Origin of the sequence: Tessaracoccus massiliensis, from assembly GCF_000826065.2 — a bacterium.
GTDB lineage: Bacteria > Actinomycetota > Actinomycetes > Propionibacteriales > Propionibacteriaceae > Arachnia > Arachnia massiliensis_A.
Genome location: NZ_LN623537.1, coordinates 80,930 through 105,406, shown reverse-complemented (window position 1 = coordinate 105,406; position 24,477 = coordinate 80,930). Strand labels below are relative to the sequence as shown.

Below are 24,477 nucleotides of genomic sequence, written 5' to 3'. Positions count from 1 at the left end.
TTTTGGCATTGGGCCCTCGGCGCTGACGGAGGCCATGGGCATGCTCAACCACCATTTCGCAGCAGCCGCCTGATCGGCGCAGAGCGACAGCCTACCTCTGACTGCCGCCAATCTTTGCAACAGAGCCCTCCTGGGCAACCGGTCACCGTGCGCGTCGAGGTCGAGGGCGATACTGTCACTGCGATCGTTTGCAATCCGCGTGACGAGGAGGCGTCCTCAGCCCATCCGCTCGATGGTGGATTCGGACTGCATGGCCTGCGGCATCGCGCCGCGATGCTGGGCGGCGCCCTCACCGTCCATCAGATGCCGACCCAGTTCGCACTGACTCTCACCCTTCCGGCGCACGCACGCCCATCTGCGGACAGCGCAGCATCTGATGGCGACATCGTCGCCGCCGAGGACGATGCCGCGACCCTTCGATCCCGCGCCACGCGTGCTGCCATCGCCGTTCCCTCAGCCATCCTCGGCGCACTCGTGTTCATCGCGGTCGCTTACTTCGTGCTCGCCAACACGCTATCGGTGATGACCACGGCACAGTTTGCGGACATCTCCGTCGGAGACACCCAGGAGACGGTCGAGCGTTCCCTCCCCGCCCTGGAGATGCTCGATCCTCCACGCGATGAGTTCCCGCCTCGCCCCGACGAGACCTGCGACTATTACGAGGCGGAAATCAGCTTCTTCGAACGAGTCGACGTCCACGTCGTCTGCTTCGCCTCCGACCAGGTCAGCAGGATCGGAACGGTTCCTGCGCCATGACCCCGGAGGATCGCACCGACACCCCACCGATCCGTGTCCTGATCGCGGATGACGACCAGCTCGTCCGCACCGGCGTCGCCGCTATTCTCGCCTCCGCCATTGACCTTGACATCACCGCCCTCGCCAGCAACGGCCACGAGGCAGTCGACGCCGCGGCAACACACCGCGTCGACGTCGCACTGCTGGATATCCAGATGCCACGACTCGACGGCATCGGAGCTCTCCGTGAGATCCGGCACCGACAGCCCGAGCTTCCGATCGCCATGCTCACCACCTTTTCCGACGACCATCTCATCGCCGATGCGATCAACGCCGGCGCCCTCGGTTTCCTCCTCAAATCCGACGAGCCTCAGCAGCTTATTGCCGGCGTCAGGGCCCTCGCGCACGGCGGCGGCGCGTTCTCCCCCCGAGTCGCCCGCTGGCTCGCCACCGAGCAACAGGCGGGCCACCGCACCCGAACCGCGCGAGACGAACTCACTGCCCTGCTCACCGAGCGCCAGATCGAGCTCCTCACCCACATCGCTCGCGGACTCTCCAATGCCCAGATCGGCCGGGCCATGCACCTCTCCGAAGGCACCGTCAAGCAGTACGTCTCCCAGCTCTTCAACACCCTCGGCATCGACAACCGTGTCCACGCCGCCATCACCGCCTACCGACACGGACTCATCACCTGAAGCCGACCCTGACCGCGCTAATGCTGGGTAGTGGAACACTCGAGAGCACGGTCACCGTCGGGATCCAGATGGCGGTCGTCTACAGCGGCGCAATCTTTCAACCAGAGTGGACAGCGCGTTCGCAATCAGTTCCCGCTCACCTGACCTCGAAGGCAGTGGCGTCGTGACGGTTTCGATGCGCGTGATGATCGCGAGGGATGGCTACTAGCACCTTCTGCGCACGGTCGCGGCTCAAAAGCAGTTGCGTTTCGATCGGGTGGTTTCTGCGGTTCCTAGATTACGGACTCAAGAGTCGCTCATGCTGTCCACAGAGGCCTTAGCCAACCTACGTCTCGATACAGTAGCTTCGCAGTTCTGCGAACATCGCGGTCTTCGGGTGCTAGACGAAGCGGAACGCATGGCTGAAACGGACGTGCCTTCCTACAGACTCGAGGTATCCATCGTAGGAAGCGCGTCGTCCGTGGGCGATGACCGAAATGACTTCCACCCGCTCGGGAGGACGGCGGGCGCACCTCTCGGGCTGCACTGGGGCCGCTGTGTGTGGATTTCTCGATGAGCGTCCAGCTCATGTCATCGGCAAGCTACTCGGAGAGGGCCTCCGGCTCTCCCTTGGCCTTCTCCGCGATCGGCACGCACACTTCAATGGGTCTTTAGACTCCCAGCTGACCTATCCTTGGCAGATGATGCCGAGTTGCCCGGTGGCACCGACTCGCTCGTCGGCCGTGGCGAAGACGTGTCGCCGTCATGTTGCTCCTGCTCACAACTCACATCGAGTCGCCGCTCGCCCATGAGCCGAACTTCGGGGACGCCGCTGTACCACGCACGATGAGAATCACGCAGGGCACGTAGAGTGCTGCGGCGCAGAGCCAGAGGAAGCCGTCGGCGTTGATGTAGGTGAACGCGAAGATCGTTGTGAAAGCGACCGGTCCGAAGATCGATGTGACGCTGTTGATGCTGGCGAGCACACCCTGGAGGCGCCCTTGCCGCTGTTCATCGACGCGCTGGGAGAGAAGGGTTTGCAGAGCGGGGAGGCCGATGCCACCGATCCCCAATGCCGCCAAGATAGGCGCCATGGACAATCCGTCAGTGACTATCGCCAGGCCTACGAGACCCAAGGCGTCGGTAACACACCCGATGATGACTGTTTTTGCCTCACCGATCCACTCCACGATGCGGCCAGTAAGGAGGGCCTGCACGAGAACCTGTACGATCCCGAAGACGGACAGGGAGATTCCAACTTCGACGGGACTCCAGTCGAGGCGGTGTTCAGTAAACAGCACCCAGGTCGCACCTGGAGCCTGCCCAATGAATTGAACAAGGCCGAATGCGACTAATAGGAAGGTAATCCCAGGCACCGCGCTGAGGCCGGGGCGACCACGATGCTGAGCGAGCGACGCAGAGCGCGCAGGGGAATCAGGACGGGTCTCGCGTAACAGGATAAAGGTGAGTGCCAGATTGCTCGCTGAGAGAAGAGCAGCGAGCAAAAACGGCAGATGTGGCGAGATGGCACCGAACAGTCCACCCATGGCTGGCCCCGCGATCATTCCGCCGCCATAGCAGGCACTGAGTAAACCGAAACGCTTGGCGCGCTGGTGGGGTGGCGTGATGTCGGCGATCACGGTGGCGGTGACCGCATTGGTCGCTCCGGTTATCCCAGCCACTGCGCGGGCGATATAGAACACCGACAGAGCGGACGTCGTGGCGAGCACGAGATAGTCGACGGTCGCACCGGCCAGGGAAACAAGCAGCACCCGGCGGCGGCCGAATCGGTCCGACAGCGTTCCCAGTACGGGGGCAAAGATGAACTGCATTACCGCGTAGAGCGCGATCAGCACTCCGACGTTCAGCGGAACCGCATCAGCGGTGACCCCTGCCTCGTGTAGCAGTGCGGGAAGAATCGGCATCACCAGGCCCATGCCGGCGGCGTCGAGGCTAGCCGTGATGAGGACCGTGGCCAACGAGCCACGAGCGGAAGTGAGAAATGACACCTTATCAACGATAAAGTTATCGATGATAAAGTGCAAGCATGGCTCAGAAACAAGCGCGACTCGATCGTGCAGCAGTCTTGCGCGGTGCGAGGCATGTGCTCAATAACACGGGGATCGACGGTTTCACCACGCGGGCGCTGGCTGCGCATCTGCGGGTGCAGCAGCCAGCGCTCTACTGGCACTTTCGGACAAAGGCCCACCTGCTCGGATCGCTCGCAGCTGATGTGCTTGATCGCGAACACCACGCCTCACTCCCAGAGTCAGGGGAGCGCTGGGACGACTTTCTCCTGCGCAACGCGCGGAGCTTCCGGACAGCGCTTCTGGCAGTCCGGGATGGAGCACGGCTGCACGCAGAGTTTCACCGTCAAAAGAGTGACCAGATGCCAGCGGGCTCGGATGCCCCCGAAAGTCAGATCGAGTTTCTCGTGTCCGAAGGATTCGCTGAGGGCTCTGCGGTCCGAGCTCTCATGGCTATCAGCCGCTATACGGTCGGTTTCGTACTAGAAGAACAAACAGCGCTCGACAACGGATGTGAGCCTGTCGATCAAGACCTAGATTTCGAGTTCGGGTTAGTTGCAATGGTTGAAGGGCTGGCATCAAAGCGATGAGGGATGCTCGCACTTTGGGTCTCTGCGTCAGTAAGGTCAATCCTTTCCCGCTCCCGCAGCACCTCCTCCGCGATACTGACGATTCGCTCATGGCTACGGGGCTCACAAACGAGCAAATCAGGGACCGTGTGTATGTCGCGTCGCGATCGCGGAACGGCACATCAGCAGCATCTTCACCATGCTCGACCTTAACGAGCGCACAGGGAACAAGCGCGTCATCGCCGTCCTCGAGTACCTCAAGAACTAAGCGTCGAGTGCGCGACCGGCGCGATGACCATAGGTAACGGCGGTTTAGCATCGGTGCCGCATCTTGACCCGACTCAATCCGCGACAGCTAACCTCCGCATATGGAGTTCGACGGAATGGAGATCCCCGACGATATCGAGGTCACGGTCTGGGGGAGCAACGAGTACCGGCTCTGTAACGTCTGCCGCGCAGAATGCGACCCCGAGCCGAGCGGCGCCGACGGGTACGGCGTGCGAATCATCTACGTCTGCCGCGACCACGGACTCCAATCCGTCGTGGACCCATTCGAGCATCTCCGTTGAAGCGCGCTCTTCGCTATCTCCCTGCATTGACGCAAACATCGCGCTCTCCGCCTTCCGAGGGTAGATCCCAAGATCTGCGGCGCACCTGCCCAGTGTGACGATTTCGATCAGGGTCATGACCGCTGGGGACGGGTACCGGTACCTGCTGAACGCAGTTGTCGCTGGCGACGGGGATCGCGATGCGTCGTCAGCGCTGACAAGGTACTACCTTGAAGCAGGAACGCCTCCCGGCATCTGGCTCGGGGCCGGCCTCCCAGGACTCGCCGGAGAGATCGCCGTCGGTGCCTCGGTGAGCGAGGAGCAGTTACGGCGCCTCATGGGGCACGGGCAGGATCCGAACAGTGGCGAGCAACTGGGGCGCCCGTACCGGAAGTTCGCGACCGCGGGCGAGCGGACGCAGCGCCGCCTCGATCAGCTCCCGAAGTCCCTCACCGCAGGTGAGCGTGCCGCGCAGCAAGCGCTGATCGAGGCGGAGGAGGCACAGAAGCCGACCAATGCGCCGGTCGCGGGGTTCGACCTCACGTTCTCGGTGCCGAAGTCCGTGTCGACCCTCTGGGCAGTTGCCGATGGCGGAACTCAGGCACTCGTCGCTCAAGCCCATCACGCCGCGATCCGAGACGTGATCGCCCTGCTTGAGCGCGACGTCGCGATGACCAGGGTCGGCGCGAAAGGGCCGCGCGGAGCTGTCGCGCAAGTCGACGTGCGGGGTGTGATTGCGACCGCCTACGATCATTACGATTCCCGCGCCGCGGATCCGCAACTCCACACGCACGTCGTGATCGCCAACCGCGTCCAAGCCGTCGATGACGGGAAGTGGCGCACGCTCGATTCCCGCGCTATCCACGCCGCCGTCACGGGCCTATCGGAGCATTACAACGCCGTCCTCTCCGACCATCTCACCCAGATCCTCGGCGTCGGGTGGGAAGCCCGCGACCGCGGAGCCGGACGCTCCACTGCGTGGGAGATCGTCGGCGTGCCGCAAGAGCTGATGGATGAGTTCTCTTCCCGCACACGCGATATCGAGCAGGTCAAAGACCGGCTGGTCGACGAGTACGTCTCGAAGCATGGCAGGCAGCCATCCCCGAAGCTGGTGTGGCAGTTCCGGCAGCAGGCCACGCTCGAGACCCGGCCCCCGAAGCAGCAGCACTCCCTCAGCGACCTCACCTCCCAGTGGCGAGAACGCGCGACCACGTTGCTGGGTGAGGACGCGCCAACCTGGGCGTCGGCACTGCTCGCCGGTAGTGAGCAGGAACCGTTGCTGCGGGCGGACGATATCCCGTTGGAAGATCTCGAGCAGGTCGCCGAGGTTGTGGTGCAGCAGGTAGGTGACCGGCGGGCGACGTGGAAACGGTGGAACCTTCACGCGGAGGCGATACGGCAGACGATGGATCTTCGCTTCGCGTCCGCGAACGACCGGGACGCTATCACCCAGCAGATCGTCGATGCCGCTGAACGGGTCTCGCTGCGTCTCACCCCGCCCGAGCTCGCGACGGCTCTGTTGCAAAAATCGTGAAGCTTGAGCATGCTTGGCGGAGATTGGACGGACGGAACGATGACGGATTTCAAGTGGCGCCATTTCCAGGGTGATGTGATCCTGTGGGCGGTGCGCTGGTATTGTCGCTATCCGATCAGCTATCGCGACCTTGAGGAAATGCTGGCGGAACGCGGCATTTCGGTCGACCATACGACGATCTATCGCTGGGTCCAGTGCTACGCCCCGGAGATGGAGAAGCGGCTGCGCTGGTTCTGGCGGCGTGGCTTTGATCCGAGCTGGCGCCTGGATGAAACCTACGTCAAGGTGCGGGGCAAGTGGACCTACCTGTACCGGGCAGTCGACAAGCGGGGCGACACGATCGATTTCTACCTGTCGCCGACCCGCAGCGCCAAGGCAGCGAAGCGGTTCCTGGGCAAGGCCCTGCGAGGCCTGAAGCACTGGGAAAAGCCTGCCACGCTCAATACCGACAAAGCGCCGAGCTATGGTGCAGCGATCACCGAATTGAAGCGCGAAGGAAAGCTGGACCGGGAGACGGCCCACCGGCAGGTGAAGTATCTCAATAACGTGATCGAGGCCGATCACGGAAAGCTCAAGATACTGATCAAGCCGGTGCGCGGTTTCAAATCGATCCCCACGGCCTATGCCACGATCAAGGGATTCGAAGTCATGCGAGCCCTGCGCAAAGGACAGGCTCGCCCCTGGTGCCTGCAGCCCGGCATCAGGGGCGAGGTGCGCCTTGTGGAGAGAGCTTTTGGCATTGGGCCCTCGGCGCTGACGGAGGCCATGGGCATGCTCAACCACCATTTCGCAGCAGCCGCCTGATCGGCGCAGAGCGACAGCCTACCTCTGACTGCCGCCAATCTTTGCAACAGAGCCAAGGCCCGATCCTTGGAGCCCTTGCCCTCCCGCACGATGATCGTGCCGTGATCGAAATCCAGATCCTTGACCCGCAGTTGCAAACCCTCACTGATCCGCATGCCCGTTCCATACAGAAGCTGGGCGAACAAACGATGCTCGCCTTCCAGAAAACCGAGGATGCGAACCACTTCATCCGGGGTCAGCACCACCGGCAAGCGCCGCGACGGCCGAGGTCTTCCGATCTCCTGAAGCCAGGGCAGATCCGTGCACAGCACCTTGCCGTAGAAGAACAGCAAGGCCGCCAATGCCTGACGATGCGTGGAGACCGAAACCTTGCGCTCGTTCGCCAGCCAGGACAGAAATGCCTCGACTTCGCTGCTGCCCAAGGTTGCCGGGTGACGCACACCGTGGAAACGGATGAAGGCACGAACCCAGTGGACATAAGCCTGTTCGGTTCGTAAACTGTAATGCAAGTAGCGTATGCGCTCACGCAACTGGTCCAGAACCTTGACCGAACGCAGCGGTGGTAACGGCGCAGTGGCGGTTTTCATGGCTTGTTATGACTGTTTTTTTGTACAGTCTATGCCTCGGGCATCCAAGCAGCAAGCGCGTTACGCCGTGGGTCGATGTTTGATGTTATGGAGCAGCAACGATGTTACGCAGCAGGGTGACGGTGTTCGGCATTCTGAATCTCACCGAGGACTCCTTCTTCGATGAGAGCCGGCGGCTAGACCCCGCCGGCGCTGTCACCGCGGCGATCGAAATGCTGCGAGTCGGATCAGACGTCGTGGATGTCGGACCGGCCGCCAGCCATCCGGACGCGAGGCCTGTATCGCCGGCCGATGAGATCAGACGTATTGCGCCGCTCTTAGACGCCCTGTCCGATCAGATGCACCGTGTTTCAATCGACAGCTTCCAACCGGAAACCCAGCGCTATGCGCTCAAGCGCGGCGTGGGCTACCTGAACGATATCCAAGGATTTCCTGACCCTGCGCTCTATCCCGATATTGCTGAGGCGGACTGCAGGCTGGTGGTTATGCACTCAGCGCAGCGGGATGGCATCGCCACCCGCACCGGTCACCTTCGACCCGAAGACGCGCTCGACGAGATTGTGCGGTTCTTCGAGGCGCGGGTTTCCGCCTTGCGACGGAGCGGGGTCGCTGCCGACCGGCTCATCCTCGATCCGGGGATGGGATTTTTCTTGAGCCCCGCACCGGAAACATCGCTGCACGTGCTGTCGAACCTTCAAAAGCTGAAGTCGGCGTTGGGGCTTCCGCTATTGGTCTCGGTGTCGCGGAAATCCTTCTTGGGCGCCACCGTTGGCCTTCCTGTAAAGGATCTGGGTCCAGCGAGCCTTGCGGCGGAACTTCACGCGATCGGCAATGGCGCTGACTACGTCCGCACCCACGCGCCTGGAGATCTGCGAAGCGCAATCACCTTCTCGGAAACCCTCGCGAAATTTCGCAGTCGCGACGCCAGAGACCGAGGGTTAGATCATGCCTAGCATTCACCTTCCGGCCGCCCGCTAGCGGACCCTGGTCAGGTTCCGCGAAGGTGGGCGCAGACATGCTGGGCTCGTCAGGATCAAACTGCACTATGAGGCGGCGGTTCATACCGCGCCAGGGGAGCGAATGGACAGCGAGGAGCCTCCGAACGTTCGGGTCGCCTGCTCGGGTGATATCGACGAGGTTGTGCGGCTGATGCACGACGCTGCGGCGTGGATGTCCGCCAAGGGAACGCCCGCCTGGGACGTCGCGCGGATCGACCGGACATTCGCGGAGACCTTCGTCCTGAGATCCGAGCTCCTAGTCGCGAGTTGCAGCGACGGCATCGTCGGCTGTTGCACCTTGTCAGCCGAGGATCCCGAGTTCTGGCCCGACGCCCTCAAGGGGGAGGCCGCATATCTGCACAAGCTCGCGGTGCGACGGACACATGCGGGCCGGGGTGTCAGCTCCGCGCTGATCGAGGCTTGCCGCCATGCCGCGCGAACGCAGGGGTGCGCCAAGCTGCGGCTCGACTGCCACCCGAACCTGCGTGGCCTATACGAGCGGCTCGGATTCACCCACGTCGACACTTTCAATCCCGGCTGGGATCCAACCTTCATCGCAGAACGCCTAGATGTGATGTCCAGGGACGTTGTTCTGGCCCCCGCCCGTAATGACACCGTGCCGATTCAAGAAGTATTTGTCCAGACCGCTTGCCATTGAAGGCATGTTAGAGTTTGGGGCATGTCGAGTCCCGAATCAGACAGGTCAGGGGTTGTCGGTCACACCGCCAGCCCCTTGAACCACTAGTTACGACGCCCACGATCTGTGTGGGCGTATGTCTGGCGTACCCGGGGCGCTGGCCGTGGTGACAAGAAGAACCATTTCTTGATCTCACACCTCGGAGTACTCGATGCCTTTTGCCCTTTACATGCTTGCCCTGGCGGTCTTCGTCATGGGCACTTCAGAATTCATGCTCGCGGGATTGCTCCCCGCGATCGCGACCGAACTTGACGTCTCGGTCGGCACTGCGGGCCTGCTGACCTCCGCATTCGCAGTCGGTATGGTCGTCGGCGCGCCAGTGATGGCGGCATTCGCTCGCCGTTGGCCACCGCGGCTCACATTGATCGTTTGCCTTCTCGTGTTCGCGGGAAGCCACGTCATCGGAGCGATGACACCAGTGTTCTCTCTCCTGCTCATCACCCGGGTGCTCAGCGCTCTCGCAAACGCAGGATTCCTCGCCGTAGCACTGAGCACGGCCACTACCCTCGTGCCAGCGAACCAGAAGGGGCGTGCACTGTCGATCCTGCTCTCCGGCACGACGATCGCAACCGTCGTGGGCGTCCCCGCCGGGGCACTGCTCGGCACAGCGCTGGGCTGGCGAACGACGTTCTGGGCGATCGCCATCCTCTGTATTCCCGCGGCCGTTGGAGTCATTCGTGGCGTCACGAACAATGTTGGTCGGAGCGAGACTAGCGCGACCTCACCAAGGCTCCGTGTCGAGCTCAGCCAGTTGGCGACGCCGCGGCTCATCCTGGCCATGGCACTCGGAGCGCTGATCAACGGAGGGACCTTTGCGGCATTCACCTTCCTGGCACCCATCGTGACCGAGACCGCGGGCTTGGCCGAAGCGTGGGTGTCCGTCGCGCTGGTGATGTTCGGCATCGGATCGTTCCTTGGCGTCACGATCGCAGGACGACTATCAGATCAACGACCTGGCCTCGTGCTCGCAGTCGGCGGACCGCTATTGCTGACAGGCTGGATCGTGTTGGCAGTGGTCGCATCTCATCCCGTTGCGCTTATCGTCCTCGTCCTCGTTCAGGGATTCCTGTCGTTCGGCGTCGGCAGTACTCTGATCACGCGTGTGCTGTATGCAGCATCGGGTGCGCCAACGATGGGCGGTTCGTACGCAACCGCAGCATTGAATATCGGAGCTGCAGCGGGGCCCGTGCTTGGTGCGCTCGGGCTCGCGACCGGGCTGGGGCTGCTCGCGCCGGTTTGGGTCGCTTCGGTGCTGACAGCGATCGCTCTCGTCATCATGCTTCTCACCAGACGCGCGCTTACGAAGACCGCGGCGGAGGCCAATTGATGACCCATCCGAACGCTCTTCTCACTCCTCGTGCCCGTCTCCGGTTAGCTCGGCTGATTGTCGAAGACGGCTATCCGGCCACGATCGCCGCAAAGATGTTCATGGTCTCCCCGATCACTGCCCGGAAATGGGCAGGCCGCTACCGGGAAGAGGGTGAGTTTGGGATGCAGGATCGCTCCAGCAAGCCGCACCGGATCCCAGGCAGGACGCCCGAGCATGTCAAGAAGAAGATCATCAACCTGCGCTGGCGGCTTCGACTGGGGCCAGCCCAGATCGCTGCGCGACTTGGTCTCTCGACGTCGACTGTTCACGCGGTCCTCGTCCGTTGCCGCGTGAACCGCCTCTCGCATATCGATCGTGTCACTGGCGAGCCATTGCGGCGATATGAGCATCCTCATCCGGGATCGTTGATTCATGTCGATGTCACGAAGTTCGGCAACATCCCCGACGGCGGTGGACATCGTTACGTAGGTCGGCAGCAAGGCGCACGGAACAAGCTCGCGACTCCGGGATTACCACGAGGAAAAGATCACAAGCCGCGCACCGGGACGGCGTTCGTTCACACAGTCATCGATGACCACTCCCGCGTCGCATACGCAGAAATCTGGTCGGATGAGCAGGCGAGCACAGCGGTGGGAGTTCTCGAACGCGCCGTGGCCTGGTTCGCCGAACGAGGCGTGACCGTCGAGCGAGTCCTATCCGACAACGGGTCGGCATACAGATCCCACGCATGGAGGGACTTCTGCGCTCGGCTCGGCATCCGACACAAGCGGACACGCCCCTACCGGCCGCAGACGAACGGGAAGATCGAGCGATTCCACCGCACGCTCGGGGACGGCTGGGCCTATGCCAGGTTTTACGGTTCAGAGGCCGAACGACGCCTGGCGCTGCCCGGCTGGCTCCACTTCTACAACCACCACCGACACCACTCTGCGATTGGCGGCGTACCCTTCGACCGACTCAACAACGTCCCTGGACATCACACCTAGACATGTCCCAAAATGATTGGTTGAGCCCGCGAGCCCTGCTCAGCCCACATCTTTCCGGGCAGTGTCGGTGAGCTTGCCGAAACCGACGGCGCGGTCCTGCGTCGGGAACAGGTCCTCGCAGGTGGTCAGGGTCATCAGCGCCTCGTGGGGGACGACGTCGGTCTGGCCGGGTACCGGGTCCAGCACCCAGCTGTCCTCCGCCTGGACGGTAAGTTCGGCGGGCGCGGAGACGATCTCGTAGGTGAACGTGGCGGTGCGGGTCTCGACGACGATCTCGTCGCCCTGCCTGAGTTCGAGCAGCCTGCGGAAGGGTTCGCCCTCGCTGAGGCAGTTGCCGGCCACGGCGAAGTTGCCCTGCTGCCCGGGCAGCGCCGTCCCGGGGTACCAGCCGACGCCGCGGTTGAGGTCGGCCTCCTCCACGCCGGCGATGATGGGCCACTCGGCGTGGAACGAGGGGATACGAAGGATCCAGTTGGCGTCGTGCAGCGTCGGTTCGCCGACGACGGGCGGGGCTTCCGGGTCCTCCTGCCGCAACTCGTCGGGCAGCGGACCGTCCCAGGAGGTGCGCAGTTCGGTGATCTCGGCCACGGCGCGGTCGCGGGCCAGGGCCGTGGTGCCCCAGACCTGCCAGGCGAGGATCCCGCCCGCAACGACTGCCGCGACGAGCAGCAACACCAGCAGCGTCAGGAAGGGCGAGAACCCCTTCTTCTCCTTGATCACGCGAGTCGCCACGGCCCCATTCTTGCAGGTGGTGCGGAACTGCTCCCTGAGCGTCGTCCGCTGGCTCGCATCCTTCGGCCAGACGCGCTGCTCGTTCCTCGCAGGCGCCTGGCTCAGGACAGGAGCTCGCAGGCGAACGCTCAGGGACCGGATAGGCTCGATGCCGTGGCCGACCGACTCTTCCCAGACCCCGAATCCATGGGCGCCTTCTACGTCCGGTTCGGGCCCACGTCGCAGTCCTACGTCGACCCGTACCAACCCGAACTCCTGCAGTTCGAGTACGTCATGCACATCTCGCTCCTGTTGGAGCACTCGGCATTCCGCACGCCGGAAGACCAGCGGCTCCGCGTCGTCCACATCGGCGGCGCCGGCATGACCATCCCCCGCTGGGTTGCCCACTGGCGGCCGGGAACGGCGCAGATCGTGTGCGAACCCGACGTCGAACTCACCGAAGAGGTCCGCCGCAAGATCCCGCTGCCTCCCCGCTCCGGCATCAAGGTGCGCGACGTCGACGGCCGCACCGGGCTGGCCGCGATGCCCGCCGAATGGGCGGACGTGATCATCGTCGACGCGTTCAACGAACTCGTCGTGCCCGGCGACCTCGTCACCGACGAGGCCCTCGACGACCTGCGCCGCGTCGTCCGAGGCGACGCCGTGGTCATCTTCAACGTCACGGACAAGGCCCCGTTCAGCTGGGCCAAGAAACTCGCCGGCGGCCTGGACGAACGCTGGCGCACCACCATGTTCGGCATGGAGAACGACGTCGCGAAGGGGCGACGCTTCGGCAACATCCTGATGCTCACCGCGGACCGCAAGCCGGACATCCGCGCCATCGAGGGCGAATCCAACCGCCGCATGTTCGGCTACCGCTGGATCACCGGCAACGCGGCGCGCAAGTGGCCCGGCGGCGCCGTGCCCTACACCGACGCCACCGCGAAGGACTCCCCCGGCCCGCAGGGGCGTGGCTGGTGAGCCTGCCCCGACGCGTACTCGCCCTCGCGGTCCCCGCCTTCGCAGCGCTGGTGGCCCAGCCGCTGATGATGCTGGCCGACACCTGGATCGTCGGCCACCTCGGCACCGTCCCCCTCGCCGGCCTCGGCATCGGCTCCGGGCTGCTGACCACCGTCACCGGGCTGATGATCTTCCTGGCCTACGGGTCGACGTCGGTGGTGGCCCGGCAGATCGGCGCCGGCCACGCGGGTCGCGGCATCGAGCTGGGTGTGCAGGCCATGTGGCTCGCCGCTCTGATCGGCACGACGGTGGGCGCGCTCACGTGGATCGCCGCGCCGTGGCTGGCGGCCTGGCTGGGCGCCACCGGCGAGGTGCACACGCAGGCCGTCGAGTATCTGCGCTGGTCGTTGCCGGGGCTGCCCGGCATGCTCGTGATGCTGGCGGCCACCGGCACGTTCCGCGGCCTGGCCGACGCCCGCACACCGCTGGTGCTGTCCGTCAGCTCCGCGGTGCTCAACCTGATCCTCAACGTATCCTTCGTGTTCGGACTGGGCATGGGCATCGGTGGCGCGGGCCTCGGCACCGCCGTCGCCGAGACCGCACTGGGCGCGACGGCGGCCCTCCTCGTCGCCCGCAAGGCCCGGGCGGTGGGCGCCGGGCTGGGCCCGTCGTGGCGGGAGATGATGAGCAGCCTCGCCGTCGGTGTGCCGCTGCTGCTGCGCACCGTGACGTTGCGGGTCGCGCTGCTGGTCACCACGTTCGTCGCCGCGAAGCAGGGCACCGCCGGGTTGGCGGCGCACCATGTCGCCATGCAGTTGTGGGGGTTGTTGTCCTACGCGCTGGATGCGCTGGCCATCGCCGGGCAGACCATCATCGGCACCGCGCTGGGCGCCTCCGACGTGCAGGAGGCCAGCGACTCCACCCGCCTCATGACCTGGTGGTCCGTCGGCGGCGGCGCCGTCATCGGGCTGGTTGTGGTGTTCGTGAGGGGGCCGGTGGCCGCGTTCTTCGCGCCGGACGACGATGTGCGCGCCCTGGTCGCCTGGCTGATGGTGCTCATCGCGTGCACCCTCCCGCTGGCCGGGTACGTGTTCCTGCTCGACGGCGTGCTGATCGGCGCCGGCGACGGTCGCTACCTGGCGATCGCCGGCGTCATCACCCTCATCGGCTACGCCCCCATCGCGTTGGGTGCGCTCACCGTCGACGGGGGTCGCCCGGGCCTGACGTGGCTGTGGCTCGCGTTCGCCGTCGGCTTCATGGGCCTGCGGGCCCTCACCCTGGGTCTGCGCGCCCGCGGCGACAAGTGGATGCGCCTCGGCGCCGGTTGAGCCGCGGGCTCAACCAACGTGCCTGGTAACGTCGTGACATGCGACGACTAGCGCCTTTAGTTCTGACCGCACTAGCACTGGCCGCCTGCACGGGCCCAGACGAGGATGCCCCACCAGCACCTGCTCCCACGGAGACAGCGGAGCCCACGGAGGCCGCCGAGACTGAGCCCACCGTCGAGGAGACCGCCGCCCCGGAACCCACCGAGGCCCTCCCCGAAACCCACGAGTACGCCATCACCGAGCAGGAGCCCTACTCCAATCCGTGGGCGATGGAATTCCTGCCAGGCACGGACCTGCTGGCCATCACCGAGCGCACCGGCGCGCTGAAGCTCCGCTCCCCCGACGGCACCGTGCGCGAGGTCACCGGCGTGCCCGAGGTGACGGCTGCGGGACAGGGCGGATTGGGCGACATCATCGCGGGCCCCACCTTCGAGACCGACGGCACCATCTACCTTTCCTGGGTGGAGCAGGGCGACGGCGGTTCCGGCGCGGTGATCGGCACCGCCACGCTCGACACCGAAGCCGCCGCCCTCAGCAACGTCACCACCATCTGGGAACAAACCCCGAAGGTCAGCGGCAACGGGCACTTCTCGCACCGCATGGCCATCCAGGGCGACCACCTCTTCGTCAGCTCCGGGGACCGCCAGAAGATGGACCCCGCGCAGGAGATGGACAACACGCTGGGCAAGATTCTACGCCTGACGCTCGAAGGCCAGCCCGCCGCCGACAACCCCTTCCAGGAGGACTCCCCCGCCGCCCAGCAGTTCTGGACCATCGGGCACCGCAACGTCCTGGGTCTCGAGTTCGACGCCGAGGGCAGGCTCTGGGCCTCCGAGATGGGGCCAGAGGGCGGCGACGAACTGAACCTCGTCAAGGAGGGCCTCAACTACGGCTGGCCAGTGGCGTCGATGGGCTCCCACTACGGCGGCGAGGCCATCGCGGACCACACGGAGGGCGACGGCTTCGAGCCACCCCTGATGTACTGGGGCCCCGAGACCGCGCCGGGCTCGTTGATGATCTACGACGGCGACCTGTTTCCGGCATGGAAGGGCGACGCGTTCCTCGGCGCACTCGCCGGGCAGAAGCTGATCCGCGTCAGCCTCGACGGCGAGACCGCCACCGAGGGCGAGGAGTGGGACATGGGCGCCCGCATCCGCGAGGTGGAGGAGGGCCCCGACGGCGCCATCTGGCTGCTGCAGGACGGCGACGGCGCGCTCCTCCTGGAGCTACGACCCGCGTGAGAGCCGAAAGTAGTAGGGGATGTCCGACCTGGGGCTGATGGCTGAACGACAAACCTCGCTACGGTTGATGTCATGACTCGCCGCATCAGCCGCTCCCAGCTCGTCCTCGCCGTCGCCAAGGCCACTGCCTGGGCGGGGATCACGCTCATCGACCCCAACAAGCTCACCGGCTGGCGCAAACATGCCTACTGGCTGGCGATGGCCGGCGGCACCGCCGCTGAGGTGGCCATGCCGATGACCCCCGACGACGGCATCTACCGCTCCCCCGAAACCACGCTCGGCATCGCGGCCGGCACCGGCGGCATCATCTACGGCGCGCAGGACCTGCTGGCCCGCAGCGACGCGTGGTCGATCGGCCTGCTCGAGAAGATCGGCCTGAAGAAGCCCCGCGCGTGGGCCGCGGCTGCGGTGTTCGCCAGCATGCTCGGTGCCTCGATCCTGGAGGCCAAGACGGCCCCCGAGGCCGAGGAGTACGACGAGCAGCGCCCAGACCGCGCCACCCTCGAGCCGCTGCCCGAGAAGGTGCGCGCGGTGATCGCCCAGCAGCTCGACGCCGTCGACGGCTACGGCAGCGAGGAACTGCGTGCCCAGCTCGACGGCGCGGTCTGCCGCCCGGAGGACGGCCAGTTCCTGCTGATGGCGGATCCCGAGGCGCCCCGCACGCTGCTGGAGAGCTACACGTTCCCAGCGACCGCGATCTTCGAGCGCGACGGCGTCAACCACATCCTCATGCTCGACATCGAGGAGGGGCAGCTGGCCTACCTCTCGCACTTCGTGGAGCCGTTCCAGGAGGATGAGAACGCCGTCGACTGGTCCCTGCCGGAGGTCTCCGAGCTGAAGATCGTCCAGGGCTTCGACGACACCGTCGACGCGGACTGACCACGTCCCCGCTCACGCTGGGCTGGACATGCGGCTCGATAGGGTCACTCACATGCGGAAAATGGTGCTCAGCGAGAGCTTCCGGGCGTGGGCGGCGGTGCTGCTGGCGCTGCCGGTGAACCTCATCATCATGCTGAACTTCGCCCGGCCGGAAGATGCGGTCAACCTGATCGGCTTCGTGTTCGCCACGGTGACGTTGGCCGCGGTGGTGGGCTTGGCCCTCTCGGAGCTCAGCTGACCGCCCGCATAGGCGGGGGGTCGCTGTGGATTATCCACACCGACCCCCCGATCTGGTAGAGATATTTTCCAACCTCCGAGGTCAGGGCTGCAGTCGCTCGTTGCGCCAGCCGTCCGCGGTGCGGGTGCAGCAGATGCGGTCATGGAGGCGGCTGGGCAGCCCCTGCCAGAACTCGAAGCTGTCCACGTCGATGACGTAGCCGCCCCAGTTCGGCGGGCACGGCACGTCCTGCCCCTCGAAGCGCTCCTCCACCGCCGCGACAGCAGCCACGAGGTCCGCGCGCGACGCCACCGGCGCGGACTGTTCGGAGGCCCACGCCTCAAGCTGGCTGGCACGCGGCCGTTTGGCGAAGTACGCCTCGGACGGCTCGCGGGACAGCTTCGTGACGACCCCCACCGCGCGCACCTGGCGGATCTGCACCGGCCACCAGAACGACGCCGAAGCCACCGGACGTGCGGCCAGTTCCTGCCCCTTGGCAGAGTCATAACTGGTGAAGACCACCAGGCCCTCGGGCGAGATCTCCTTCAGCAACACGATGCGTGCCTGCGGGCGACCCTCCTCATCGACCGTGGCCAGCGTCACTGCCGTGGGCTCTGGCTCGCCGGCGGCGAGGGCATCGTCGACCCATTGCGCGAGCAGTCCCCACGGGTCGATGGCGGCGGCGTCTTCGGGGAGTGGCTGGCCGCTGTAGTCGCGGCGCACATCATGCAGATTGGTCATACCTCCATCCAACCATTCGCTCCACACGGCCCCGCCTGGGGCACCTACCGCTTCGGCCGCACCGTCACCAGGGCGCAGTGCCCGGAAGACGAGGCGGAGAAGGCCGCAGACGCCGGGCGGCAACTGGCGGCCAAGCACGGCGTCGGCTTCTACAACGCCAACGCCGGCGAGGAGCGGTTGTTCTTCCCGAAGGGCGGCACGAGCTAGCCGCTCAGCGACCGATCTGCCTACCCCACGATTCGACGGTGTTCTTCGCGGTGACCAGGTCAGCGCCGGTCAGTTCGCGGTAGCGCTTGATGGCGTTGATCTTGCGGCCAGCGCGCACCTCTTCCATCACCCATTCGCGCTCGGAGTACGTCAGCGGGCGGGGCGGCGCCGTCGTTGCTGCACGCGGCGCCTTGTGGCGGCGGTGCTCGACCATCGACGGGTAGATCACCCAGATCCAGAGGGCTGCAAACACGATGAAGGGGAAGCTGATGTCCAGCGCGCTGCCCAGCAGGATCGCGACGATGAGCATCCACCACTGGGCGTACCACGGGCGGGGCAGGTCTCCCGCGGCCACAGGCGGGGGCGGCTGGCCGTAGCTGTCCGGCAACTGGTCGTAGCCGTAGGCGGGCGGAACGACGGGCTGCGGGTAGGCGGGCGCGCCGGTGTACTGGCTGCCTGGCCGGGGGTCCGGAAGGTCAAGGAACAACGCGTCGAGTTCGCTCCTGGTGCGGGCCTGCAGAGCGCGGGACATGCGGTCGTCGAACTCATCCGAGCCGAGCCTGCCGGTCGCGTGGTGCTCGCGGAGCATGCCGACCGCCTCGTCGCGTTCCGCATCGCCAATGCGCATGTAATCGGCAGCCATGGCACAAGAGTATCGCGCGATGGACGTACCCCCTTCCCGCTGGGGTGATGATCAGCTCTCCGCCGTGCCACCCCTGCTCCGGGAAGGCGGTGAACTCCCGGCTCCTGAGTCTGGTGCCCTGTCGCTTGCCCTTCATCGCCGAGTTCAGAGATGTGGAGGGAGAAATCGCGATAAGACCTCTCTATGGCGGCTGGGACCCGAATCTTCCCGCTAAATCTTGTAAAGATCGAGTTGGAACACCCCGCAACGAAGGGACACGTACCGCCATAGAGACATCCGAGGCCTTGTGGGGTTAGCGCCCGTGGTTGGGCGCTAACCCCACGAATTGATGTTGCTTGTCGGCTCACCGGGTTTCGACACTGCTCGCTGCGCTCGCAGGCTCAACCAGCGTCAGACCAGGGCGATCCCGTCGTCGACCTTGTCGAAGCGCACCGTCTGACCGTCGAAGATCTCGCCGCTCAACAGGCCGCGGGCCAGGGCGTCCTCGATGGTCGACTGCACCAGGCGACGCAGCGGGCGCGCACCGTAGACCGGGTCGAAACCCACCTCGGCGAGCCACGCCTTCGCCGCGTCGGAGACCTCGACGGTGATCCGGCGACCCGCGAGCCTCGCGTTGAGGCGACGCAGCTGGATGTCGACGATCTGCGCCAGCTCGTCCTGACTCAGCGCCTGGAAGAGCACCACCTCATCGAGCCGGTTGAGGAACTCGGGCCGGAAGGCCTGCCGCACCACCGACATCACGGACTTCTCCTTCTCCTCAGGGTCGAGGAGCGGATCCGCCATGAACTGCGACCCCAGGTTGGAGGTCATGATCAGCAGCGTGTTGCGGAAGTCGACGGTGCGGCCCTGGCCATCGGTCAGCCGGCCGTCGTCGAGCACCTGCAGCAGGATGTTGAACAGGTCCGGGTGCGCCTTCTCCACCTCATCGAGCAGGATCACCGAGTACGGACGGCGACGCACGGCCTCGGTCAGCTGGCCGCCCTCCTCGTAGCCGACGTAGCCGGGAGGCGCGCCGACGAGGCGGGCCACCGAGTGCTTCTCGGAGTACTCGCTCATGTCGATGCGCACCAGCGCGGTCTCGTCGTCGAACAGGAAGTCAGCAAGCGACTTCGCCAACTCCGTCTTACCCACCCCCGTGGGGCCGAGGAACAGGAACGAGCCGGTGGGCCGGTTCGGGTCCGAGATGCCGGCGCGCGAGCGGCGCACCGCATCGGCGACCGCAGTGACCGCGGAGCGCTGCCCGATCAGCCGCTCACCCAGGCGGTCCTCCATGTGGAGCAGCTTCTCGGATTCGCCCTGCAGCAGGCGACCCACGGGCACCCCGGTCCACGAGGAGACGACCTCGGCGATGTCGCCCGAGCCCACCTCCTCAGAGACCATCGACGGCGTCGCGTCGTGTTCTTCAGCCTCGGCGAGTTGCTTCTCCAGGTCCGGGATCTCGCCGTAGAGGATGGTGGAGGCCTTCGTCAGGTCGCCCTCGCGTTGGAACCGCTCCGCCTCGGAGCGCTTCTGGTCGATGAGCTCCTTGAGGTCGCCCACGCGGTTCAGGCCGGACTTCTCGGACTCCCAGCGCGTCTCCAACCCGCGCAGCTTCTCCTGCGCATCGGCCAGCTCCGCGTTGAGCGCGGCGAGGCGCTCGCGCGAGGCGTCGTCGTCCTCCTTCTCGAGGGCGAACTTCTGCATGGTCATGCGGTCCACGTCGCGGCGCAACATGTCGATCTCCTCCGGCGAGGAGTCGATCTCCATGCGCAGGCGCGACGCGGCCTCGTCCACCAGGTCGATGGCCTTGTCCGGCAGCTGACGGCTGGTGATGTACCGGTTGGACAGCTCGGCGGCGGCCACCAGCGCGGAATCCGTTATCCGCACCTTGTGGTGCGCTTCGTAGCGCTCGCGCAGACCGCGGAGGATCGCCACCGTGTCGTCGACGGAGGGCTCACCCACGTAGACCTGCTGGAAGCGACGCTCCAGCGCCGGGTCCTTCTCGATCCGCTCGCGGTATTCGTCGAGCGTGGTGGCGCCGATCATCCGCAGCTCGCCGCGGGCCAGCATGGGCTTGAGCATGTTGCCCGCATCCATCGCGCCCTCGCCGGACGCGCCGGCGCCGACGACGGTGTGCAGCTCGTCGATGAACGTGATGACCTGCCCCTCGGCGTCCTTGATCTCGGTGAGGACGGCCTTGAGTCGCTCCTCGAACTCGCCGCGGTACTTGGCGCCGGCCACCATCGACGCGAGGTCGAGGGAGACCAGGCGGCGACCCTTCAGCGAGTCAGGCACGTCGCCGGCCACCAGTCGCTGCGCGAGCCCCTCGACGACGGCGGTCTTGCCGACGCCGGGCTCGCCGATCAGCACGGGGTTGTTCTTCGTACGGCGCGCGAGCACCTGCACGACGCGGCGGATCTCCTGGTCGCGGCCGATGACCGGGTCCAGCTTGCCGGAACGCGCCTTCTCCGTGAGGTCGATCGAGTACTTCTCGAGGACGGACTCGCCGCCCTCGGATTCGGCCGAGGTGACGCGCTTGCCGCCCCGCGAGGCCTCGAAGGAGTTCTGCAGGTCGTTGGCCGTCACGCCCGCCTTGTCGAGGATGGTCTTGGCATCCGAGGCGATGGTCGACAGCGCGATGAGCAGATGCTCGGTGGCGACGAAATCGTCGCCCAGGGAATCCGCGAGGGTTTCCGCGGCGGCGAGCACACGCGCGAACGGCCCGCTCAGCGCGGGCTGCGTGACGGAGGTACCCGTCGTCGAGGGCAGCTTCTTGATGGCCTCGACGGCGGCCTGGTCCACCTGACCGGCGTCGGCGCCCACTGCTTCCAGCAGCGCGCCGACGGTGTTGTCAGGAGTGAGCAGAAGGCCGTGCAGCAGGTGCACGGGTTCGGTGTTGGGGTTGCCGTTGGTGAGAGCCTGACGGACCGCCGCCGTGACGGCGTCCCGCGACTTCGTCGTGAGGCGTTCGGTATTCAAAGGGGTTCTCCTAGATTCGGTTTCAAAGTTGAGTCTACATCACTCAACCTCCAAAAACCTGGAGTTATTCCCATTCCACGGCGACAGTTCGGCCCTCAGCAGACGTCCTTGTTGGTGGTGCCCTCTCGGTGGCCGGCGACCTTCCACGCGCCGTCGACCCATTCCAGCACCGCGACCCCGCTCTGGTAGCGCCCGTCCTTGTTCAGGGGGTTGCCGTCGGCGTCGAAGGCGCGGGTGTTGCGCATGTCGACGCAGAACTCCACGTCGGCTACCCCGCCGGCCTCGGAGAGCGAGACCTGCTTCGGGTTGGCGTAGAGCACCACGTTGACACCCTCGTAGCGGTTGCCGTCCGCCGTCCACTTCGCGAAGGTCTCAGACCAGAAGGACAACTGCTGCCCGGTCATCACGCGCAGCATGTCCTCGGTGGGCTGCTCGGCCCCGCCGTCGGCGTAGGTCTGGTTGATCACGTCCCAGTAGGCGCGGAAGCTCGACGCCACAAGCGCGTACCGCTCCGCCTCATCGCCGGAGAGCTCCGGGGTGGCGGCGGTTTCGGAGGCCTCCGGGCCCTTCGACCTGCCCGGCTCCTCCGTCGCGGGGGCAGGCTCAGGGGACGCACTCTGTGTCGCGGGGGCAGGCTCTGAGGCATCGACGGCGGTGCTGGGCGGCGCTGCGGGCGTCGTCTCGGCGGCGTCATCAGCACCGCTGCAGCTGGCGGCGAACAGTGCCGCAACGCAGGCCGCGGCGAGGGCGGATCGGATCTTCATCCGCCAACTCTTACACACCGCGGGCCCAGCGCCGCAACACACGCGGCCGCCATCACAGGTAGCGTAGGGCAGGTGACCACGACGCCAGAGAACCAGGTGCCTGATCAGATCGACGATGAGGTGCTGCCCGAAGCCAGCTTCGACCAGCAACGCTTCGCCGCCCGCCCCGCCCGGCTGCGACCCCGCGCGCGCCGACGCAGGGCCGACGAGGGGCCCATCGCGCCACCCTTCGCACCGTCCGGCGACGACCGGGCCTATGTGGAGTGGCTCGAGGAGCAGTCGATGCTGCACGACGCCCAGCAGGTCTCACGCCAGGTGGCCGGCACGCACCTCATGTGGGCCAACCCCTACGCGCACCCGGATCCGCGCGCCGCGCTGCAGCGCGCCTCCGTGTGGTTCACCGCCTATCCCCTCTCCCACATCACGGACCGCGGGCAGTCCTTCCTGGGCGCGTTGGGCTCCGAAGAGTTGTGGGACGCGTTCTCCTCGATCGGCATCGACGCGCTGCACACCGGCCCCGTGAAGCTGGCCGGGGGTCTGCAGGGCTGGGAGCCCACCCCGTCGGTGGACGGACACTTCGACCGCATCTCTATGGCGATCGACCCGCTGTTCGGCACTGAGGACGAGTTCCGCCAGATGTGCGAGACGGCCACCAAGCACAACGCCACGATCATCGACGACATCGTGCCCGGCCACACCGGTAAGGGCGCGGATTTCCGGCTGGCGGAGCTCAACTACAAGGACTACCCGGGCATCTTCCACATGGTCGACATCCCGCAGGAGCACTGGGATCTGCTGCCGGAGGTCCCTGAGGGTCGCGACTCCGTCAACCTCTCCCCCGAGGCCGAGCAGGCGCTCGCCGACGAGGGGCTCATCATCGGCGCCCTCCAGCGGGTGATCTTCTACGAGCCCGGCGTGAAGGAGACCAACTGGTCGTGCACGCCGCCCATCGTCGACCACAAGGGCGTCGAACGCCGCTGGGTCTACCTCCACTACTTCAAGGAGGGCCAGCCCACCATCAACTGGCTGGACCCGACGTGCGCGGGCATGCGCCTGGTGATGGGCGACGCGCTGCACTCCCAGCTCGACCTCGGCTCAGGCGGCCTGCGTCTCGACGCCAACGGCTTCCTCGGCGTCGAGAAGTCCGTGGGCTCCCCCGCGTGGTCCGAGGGGCACCCACTGTCGCTGGCGGCCAACCAGCTCATCGGCTCGCTGGTGCGCAAGGTGGGCGGCTTCACGTTCCAGGAGCTCAACCTCTCCATCGATGACATCGCCCGCACCGGCGCCGTCGGCCCGGATCTGTCCTACGACTTCATCACCCGCCCGGCCGCCCAGTTCTCGCTGGCCACGGCGGACACCGAGTTCCTGCGCATGGTGCTGCGCGAATCCATGGCCATCGGCATCGACCAGGCCTCCCTGGTGCACGCGCTGCAGAACCACGACGAGCTCACCTACGAGCTGGTCCACTTCGCCGCCGCGCACCGCGACGACGAGTTCACCCTCGGCGGGGAGATCTACACCGGCTCCGAGCTCGCCGAGCACGTCCGCAAGGTGATGCGCGAGAAGCTCACCGGCGAGGCCGCGCCGTACAACGCGCTGTTCACCACCAACGGCATCGCCAGCACCACCGCGTCGATCGTCGCCGCCACGCTGGGCATCACGGATCTCGACGAGATCACCGACGGCGACGCCCGACGCATCGCCAACGCACACCTACTGCTGTGCATGTTCGCCGCGTGGCAGCCGGGCGTGTTCGCGCTGAGCGGCTGGGACCTCGTCGGCGCCCTCCCCCTCGACCGCGAGGAGGTCAAGGGCCTGATCAGCATGGGCGACACCCGCTGGATCGAGCGCGGCGCCTACGACCTGCTGGGCGCGGCCCCGGACGCGAAGAAGTCCACCAGCGGCATGCCCCGCGCCCGCGTGCTCTACGGCTCCGTGCCGGACCAGTTGAAGAAGGAGAACTCCTTCGCCTCCCGGCTGGCGCAGATCCTGAAGGTCCGCAAGCGCAACGACCTGCCGTCGGGCGTGCTGGTCGACGTCCCCGAGGTGGGCGACAAGGCCCTCCTCGTGCTCGTCAACGAGCTGGAGAACGGCACCACGCAGATCACCGCGCTGAACTTCGGCGGCGAGAAGCTCACCGCCCGCGTGCAGTCCGAGAAGGTGCCCGCCGGCCGGGTGTTCGACCTGTCGACCCGACGCAAGGTGGGCGTGGTCGACGACCTTGGTGGGTTCACCGTCGAGCTACCGGCCTACGGGGGCCAGGCGATGATCATCCGGGACTGACCCGGCACACCCCAAGCTTGTTTCGGACGACCTCGACCAACGGTTCCGCCACGTCC

24 protein-coding genes and 1 pseudogene are annotated in these 24,477 nt (G+C 65.9%); 18 read left to right on the top strand and 7 right to left on the bottom strand.

Annotation, left to right across the window (positions count from 1 at the left end):
* Both BN1186_RS00870 and BN1186_RS00865 read left to right on the top strand, forming a co-directional pair.
* Positions 1-756, top strand: a 756-nt coding sequence (locus BN1186_RS00870) for an ATP-binding protein (RefSeq protein ID WP_218975371.1), incomplete at its 5' end; no start/stop codon positions are given.
* A complete protein-coding gene (locus tag BN1186_RS00865) occupies positions 753-1,430 on the top strand; it encodes a response regulator (protein WP_040281605.1) in 678 nt (225 codons plus the stop codon). The genes BN1186_RS00870 and BN1186_RS00865, both read left to right, overlap by 4 nt.
* A gap of 764 nt (positions 1,431-2,194) precedes the next feature.
* Here the strand turns inward: BN1186_RS00865 and tet(33) are convergent.
* Positions 2,195-3,418 carry a tetracycline efflux MFS transporter Tet(33) gene (tet(33), locus tag BN1186_RS00860; protein ID WP_074436872.1) on the bottom strand — a complete coding sequence of 408 codons (1,224 nt, stop codon included), beginning with the start codon at positions 3,416-3,418 and terminating at the stop codon, positions 2,195-2,197.
* Positions 3,419-3,456: 38 nt separating this feature from the next.
* On the opposite strand from tet(33), the gene BN1186_RS00855 reads away from it, so the two are divergent.
* From BN1186_RS00855 to BN1186_RS00835, 4 genes are all read left to right on the top strand, one after another.
* Positions 3,457-4,026 carry a TetR/AcrR family transcriptional regulator C-terminal domain-containing protein gene (locus BN1186_RS00855; protein ID WP_005882738.1) on the top strand — a complete coding sequence of 190 codons (570 nt, stop codon included), beginning with the start codon at positions 3,457-3,459 and terminating at the stop codon, positions 4,024-4,026.
* Positions 4,027-4,373: 347 nt separating this feature from the next.
* Positions 4,374-4,574, top strand: a complete 201-nt coding sequence (locus BN1186_RS00850) for a hypothetical protein (RefSeq protein ID WP_040281601.1) — start codon at positions 4,374-4,376, stop codon at positions 4,572-4,574.
* 94 nt (positions 4,575-4,668) lie between these two features.
* Positions 4,669-6,087 carry a MobF family relaxase gene (mobF, locus tag BN1186_RS00845; protein WP_281278419.1) on the top strand — a complete coding sequence of 473 codons (1,419 nt, stop codon included), beginning with the start codon at positions 4,669-4,671 and terminating at the stop codon, positions 6,085-6,087.
* A 39-nt stretch (positions 6,088-6,126) separates the two neighbouring features.
* On the top strand, positions 6,127-6,891 hold the full coding sequence (locus BN1186_RS00835; RefSeq protein ID WP_001389365.1) for an IS6-like element IS6100 family transposase: 765 nt from the start codon (positions 6,127-6,129) through the stop codon (positions 6,889-6,891).
* On the opposite strand, the pseudogene BN1186_RS00830 reads toward BN1186_RS00835, so the two are convergent.
* A pseudogene (locus BN1186_RS00830) lies at positions 6,864-7,478 on the bottom strand (phage integrase N-terminal SAM-like domain-containing protein); the annotation flags it as partial. The gene BN1186_RS00835 and the pseudogene BN1186_RS00830 sit on opposite strands and share 28 nt — an antisense overlap.
* A 101-nt stretch (positions 7,479-7,579) precedes the next feature.
* Between BN1186_RS00830 and sul1 the strand changes: the two are divergent.
* The 5 genes from sul1 (at position 7,580) to BN1186_RS00800 (ending at position 11,489) form a co-directional block, all read left to right on the top strand.
* The gene (gene sul1 / locus BN1186_RS00825) at positions 7,580-8,431 is read left to right on the top strand and encodes a sulfonamide-resistant dihydropteroate synthase Sul1 (RefSeq protein WP_000946487.1); all 852 of its coding nucleotides are present in this window, start codon (positions 7,580-7,582) and stop codon (positions 8,429-8,431) included.
* A gap of 127 nt (positions 8,432-8,558) precedes the next feature.
* Positions 8,559-9,134 carry a GNAT family N-acetyltransferase gene (locus BN1186_RS00815; protein ID WP_040281598.1) on the top strand — a complete coding sequence of 192 codons (576 nt, stop codon included), beginning with the start codon at positions 8,559-8,561 and terminating at the stop codon, positions 9,132-9,134.
* A 115-nt stretch (positions 9,135-9,249) separates the two neighbouring features.
* Entirely contained in the window at positions 9,250-9,303 is a 54-nt protein-coding gene (locus BN1186_RS16410; RefSeq protein ID WP_011113070.1) for a chloramphenicol resistance leader peptide, read from the top strand.
* Between the two features lie 21 nt (positions 9,304-9,324).
* Positions 9,325-10,500, top strand: coding sequence for a chloramphenicol efflux MFS transporter Cmx (gene cmx / locus BN1186_RS00805; RefSeq protein ID WP_005297378.1), 1,176 nt, complete (start codon positions 9,325-9,327; stop codon positions 10,498-10,500).
* Positions 10,500-11,489 (top strand): IS481-like element IS5564 family transposase, encoded by a 990-nt coding sequence (locus BN1186_RS00800; RefSeq protein WP_011113072.1) that lies wholly within the window; start codon positions 10,500-10,502, stop codon positions 11,487-11,489. Before cmx ends, BN1186_RS00800 begins: the two co-directional genes overlap by 1 nt.
* Positions 11,490-11,528: 39 nt before the next feature.
* Here the strand turns inward: BN1186_RS00800 and BN1186_RS15320 are convergent, their stop codons facing one another.
* Complete coding sequence (locus BN1186_RS15320; protein WP_052459616.1) at positions 11,529-12,221, bottom strand: class E sortase; 693 nt, start codon at positions 12,219-12,221, stop codon at positions 11,529-11,531.
* 153 nt (positions 12,222-12,374) lie between these two features.
* On the opposite strand from BN1186_RS15320, the gene BN1186_RS15315 reads away from it, so the two are divergent.
* The 5 genes from BN1186_RS15315 (at position 12,375) to BN1186_RS00775 (ending at position 16,846) form a co-directional block, all read left to right on the top strand.
* The gene (locus BN1186_RS15315; RefSeq protein WP_180348986.1) at positions 12,375-13,181 is read left to right on the top strand and encodes a spermidine synthase; all 807 of its coding nucleotides are present in this window, start codon (positions 12,375-12,377) and stop codon (positions 13,179-13,181) included.
* Positions 13,178-14,488 (top strand): MATE family efflux transporter, encoded by a 1,311-nt coding sequence (locus BN1186_RS00790; protein WP_218975370.1) that lies wholly within the window; start codon positions 13,178-13,180, stop codon positions 14,486-14,488. Before BN1186_RS15315 ends, BN1186_RS00790 begins: the two co-directional genes overlap by 4 nt.
* 38 nt (positions 14,489-14,526) lie before the next feature.
* Positions 14,527-15,729 carry a PQQ-dependent sugar dehydrogenase gene (locus BN1186_RS00785; RefSeq protein ID WP_040281594.1) on the top strand — a complete coding sequence of 401 codons (1,203 nt, stop codon included), beginning with the start codon at positions 14,527-14,529 and terminating at the stop codon, positions 15,727-15,729.
* 72 nt (positions 15,730-15,801) lie between these two features.
* A complete protein-coding gene (locus BN1186_RS00780) occupies positions 15,802-16,608 on the top strand; it encodes a hypothetical protein (RefSeq protein WP_040281592.1) in 807 nt (268 codons plus the stop codon).
* A 52-nt stretch (positions 16,609-16,660) separates the two neighbouring features.
* Entirely contained in the window at positions 16,661-16,846 is a 186-nt protein-coding gene (locus BN1186_RS00775) for a hypothetical protein (RefSeq protein ID WP_139650719.1), read from the top strand.
* 81 nt (positions 16,847-16,927) lie between these two features.
* Here BN1186_RS00775 and pdxH read toward each other — a convergent pair whose 3' ends face one another.
* Entirely contained in the window at positions 16,928-17,566 is a 639-nt protein-coding gene (gene pdxH, locus BN1186_RS00770) for a pyridoxamine 5'-phosphate oxidase (protein ID WP_040281591.1), read from the bottom strand.
* On the opposite strand from pdxH, the gene BN1186_RS00765 reads away from it, so the two are divergent.
* Complete coding sequence (locus tag BN1186_RS00765) at positions 17,552-17,773, top strand: hypothetical protein (RefSeq protein ID WP_139650717.1); 222 nt, start codon at positions 17,552-17,554, stop codon at positions 17,771-17,773. The genes pdxH and BN1186_RS00765 overlap by 15 nt on opposite strands.
* A gap of 4 nt (positions 17,774-17,777) precedes the next feature.
* Here BN1186_RS00765 and BN1186_RS00760 read toward each other — a convergent pair whose 3' ends face one another.
* The 3 genes from BN1186_RS00760 to BN1186_RS00750 all read right to left on the bottom strand — a co-directional run bounded on the left by BN1186_RS00760 (position 17,778) and on the right by BN1186_RS00750 (position 22,138).
* Positions 17,778-18,416: a DUF1707 domain-containing protein gene (locus BN1186_RS00760; protein WP_052459615.1), complete on the bottom strand. Its 639-nt coding sequence runs from the start codon at positions 18,414-18,416 to the stop codon at positions 17,778-17,780.
* A 390-nt stretch (positions 18,417-18,806) separates the two neighbouring features.
* Positions 18,807-21,374: an ATP-dependent chaperone ClpB gene (gene clpB, locus BN1186_RS00755; protein WP_040281589.1), complete on the bottom strand. Its 2,568-nt coding sequence runs from the start codon at positions 21,372-21,374 to the stop codon at positions 18,807-18,809.
* Between the two features lie 95 nt (positions 21,375-21,469).
* Positions 21,470-22,138 carry a hypothetical protein gene (locus BN1186_RS00750; RefSeq protein WP_040281588.1) on the bottom strand — a complete coding sequence of 223 codons (669 nt, stop codon included), beginning with the start codon at positions 22,136-22,138 and terminating at the stop codon, positions 21,470-21,472.
* Between the two features lie 72 nt (positions 22,139-22,210).
* Here BN1186_RS00750 and treS point away from each other — a divergent pair, with 72 nt between their 5' ends.
* On the top strand, positions 22,211-24,421 hold the full coding sequence (treS, locus tag BN1186_RS00745; protein ID WP_246043193.1) for a maltose alpha-D-glucosyltransferase: 2,211 nt from the start codon (positions 22,211-22,213) through the stop codon (positions 24,419-24,421).
* The last annotated feature ends 56 nt before the right edge of the window (positions 24,422-24,477 follow it).

What these genes read in the sequence shown, in the direction of transcription:
- BN1186_RS00865 (WP_040281605.1), top strand. Translation starts at nt 753, where the DNA reads ATGACCCCGGAGGATCGCACCGACACCCCACCGATCCGTGTCCTGATC.
- BN1186_RS00855 (WP_005882738.1), top strand. Translation starts at nt 3,457, where the DNA reads ATGGCTCAGAAACAAGCGCGACTCGATCGTGCAGCAGTCTTGCGCGGT.
- BN1186_RS00850 (WP_040281601.1), top strand. Translation starts at nt 4,374, where the DNA reads ATGGAGTTCGACGGAATGGAGATCCCCGACGATATCGAGGTCACGGTC.
- BN1186_RS00835 (WP_001389365.1), top strand. Translation starts at nt 6,127, where the DNA reads ATGACGGATTTCAAGTGGCGCCATTTCCAGGGTGATGTGATCCTGTGG.
- sul1 (WP_000946487.1), top strand. Translation starts at nt 7,580, where the DNA reads ATGTTACGCAGCAGGGTGACGGTGTTCGGCATTCTGAATCTCACCGAG.
- BN1186_RS00815 (WP_040281598.1), top strand. Translation starts at nt 8,559, where the DNA reads ATGGACAGCGAGGAGCCTCCGAACGTTCGGGTCGCCTGCTCGGGTGAT.
- cmx (WP_005297378.1), top strand. Translation starts at nt 9,325, where the DNA reads ATGCCTTTTGCCCTTTACATGCTTGCCCTGGCGGTCTTCGTCATGGGC.
- BN1186_RS00800 (WP_011113072.1), top strand. Translation starts at nt 10,500, where the DNA reads ATGACCCATCCGAACGCTCTTCTCACTCCTCGTGCCCGTCTCCGGTTA.
- BN1186_RS00785 (WP_040281594.1), top strand. Translation starts at nt 14,527, where the DNA reads ATGCGACGACTAGCGCCTTTAGTTCTGACCGCACTAGCACTGGCCGCC.
- BN1186_RS00780 (WP_040281592.1), top strand. Translation starts at nt 15,802, where the DNA reads ATGACTCGCCGCATCAGCCGCTCCCAGCTCGTCCTCGCCGTCGCCAAG.
- BN1186_RS00775 (WP_139650719.1), top strand. Translation starts at nt 16,661, where the DNA reads ATGCGGAAAATGGTGCTCAGCGAGAGCTTCCGGGCGTGGGCGGCGGTG.
- BN1186_RS00765 (WP_139650717.1), top strand. Translation starts at nt 17,552, where the DNA reads ATGCAGATTGGTCATACCTCCATCCAACCATTCGCTCCACACGGCCCC.
- pdxH (WP_040281591.1), bottom strand. Translation starts at nt 17,566, where the DNA reads ATGACCAATCTGCATGATGTGCGCCGCGACTACAGCGGCCAGCCACTC.
- BN1186_RS00760 (WP_052459615.1), bottom strand. Translation starts at nt 18,416, where the DNA reads ATGGCTGCCGATTACATGCGCATTGGCGATGCGGAACGCGACGAGGCG.
- BN1186_RS00750 (WP_040281588.1), bottom strand. Translation starts at nt 22,138, where the DNA reads ATGAAGATCCGATCCGCCCTCGCCGCGGCCTGCGTTGCGGCACTGTTC.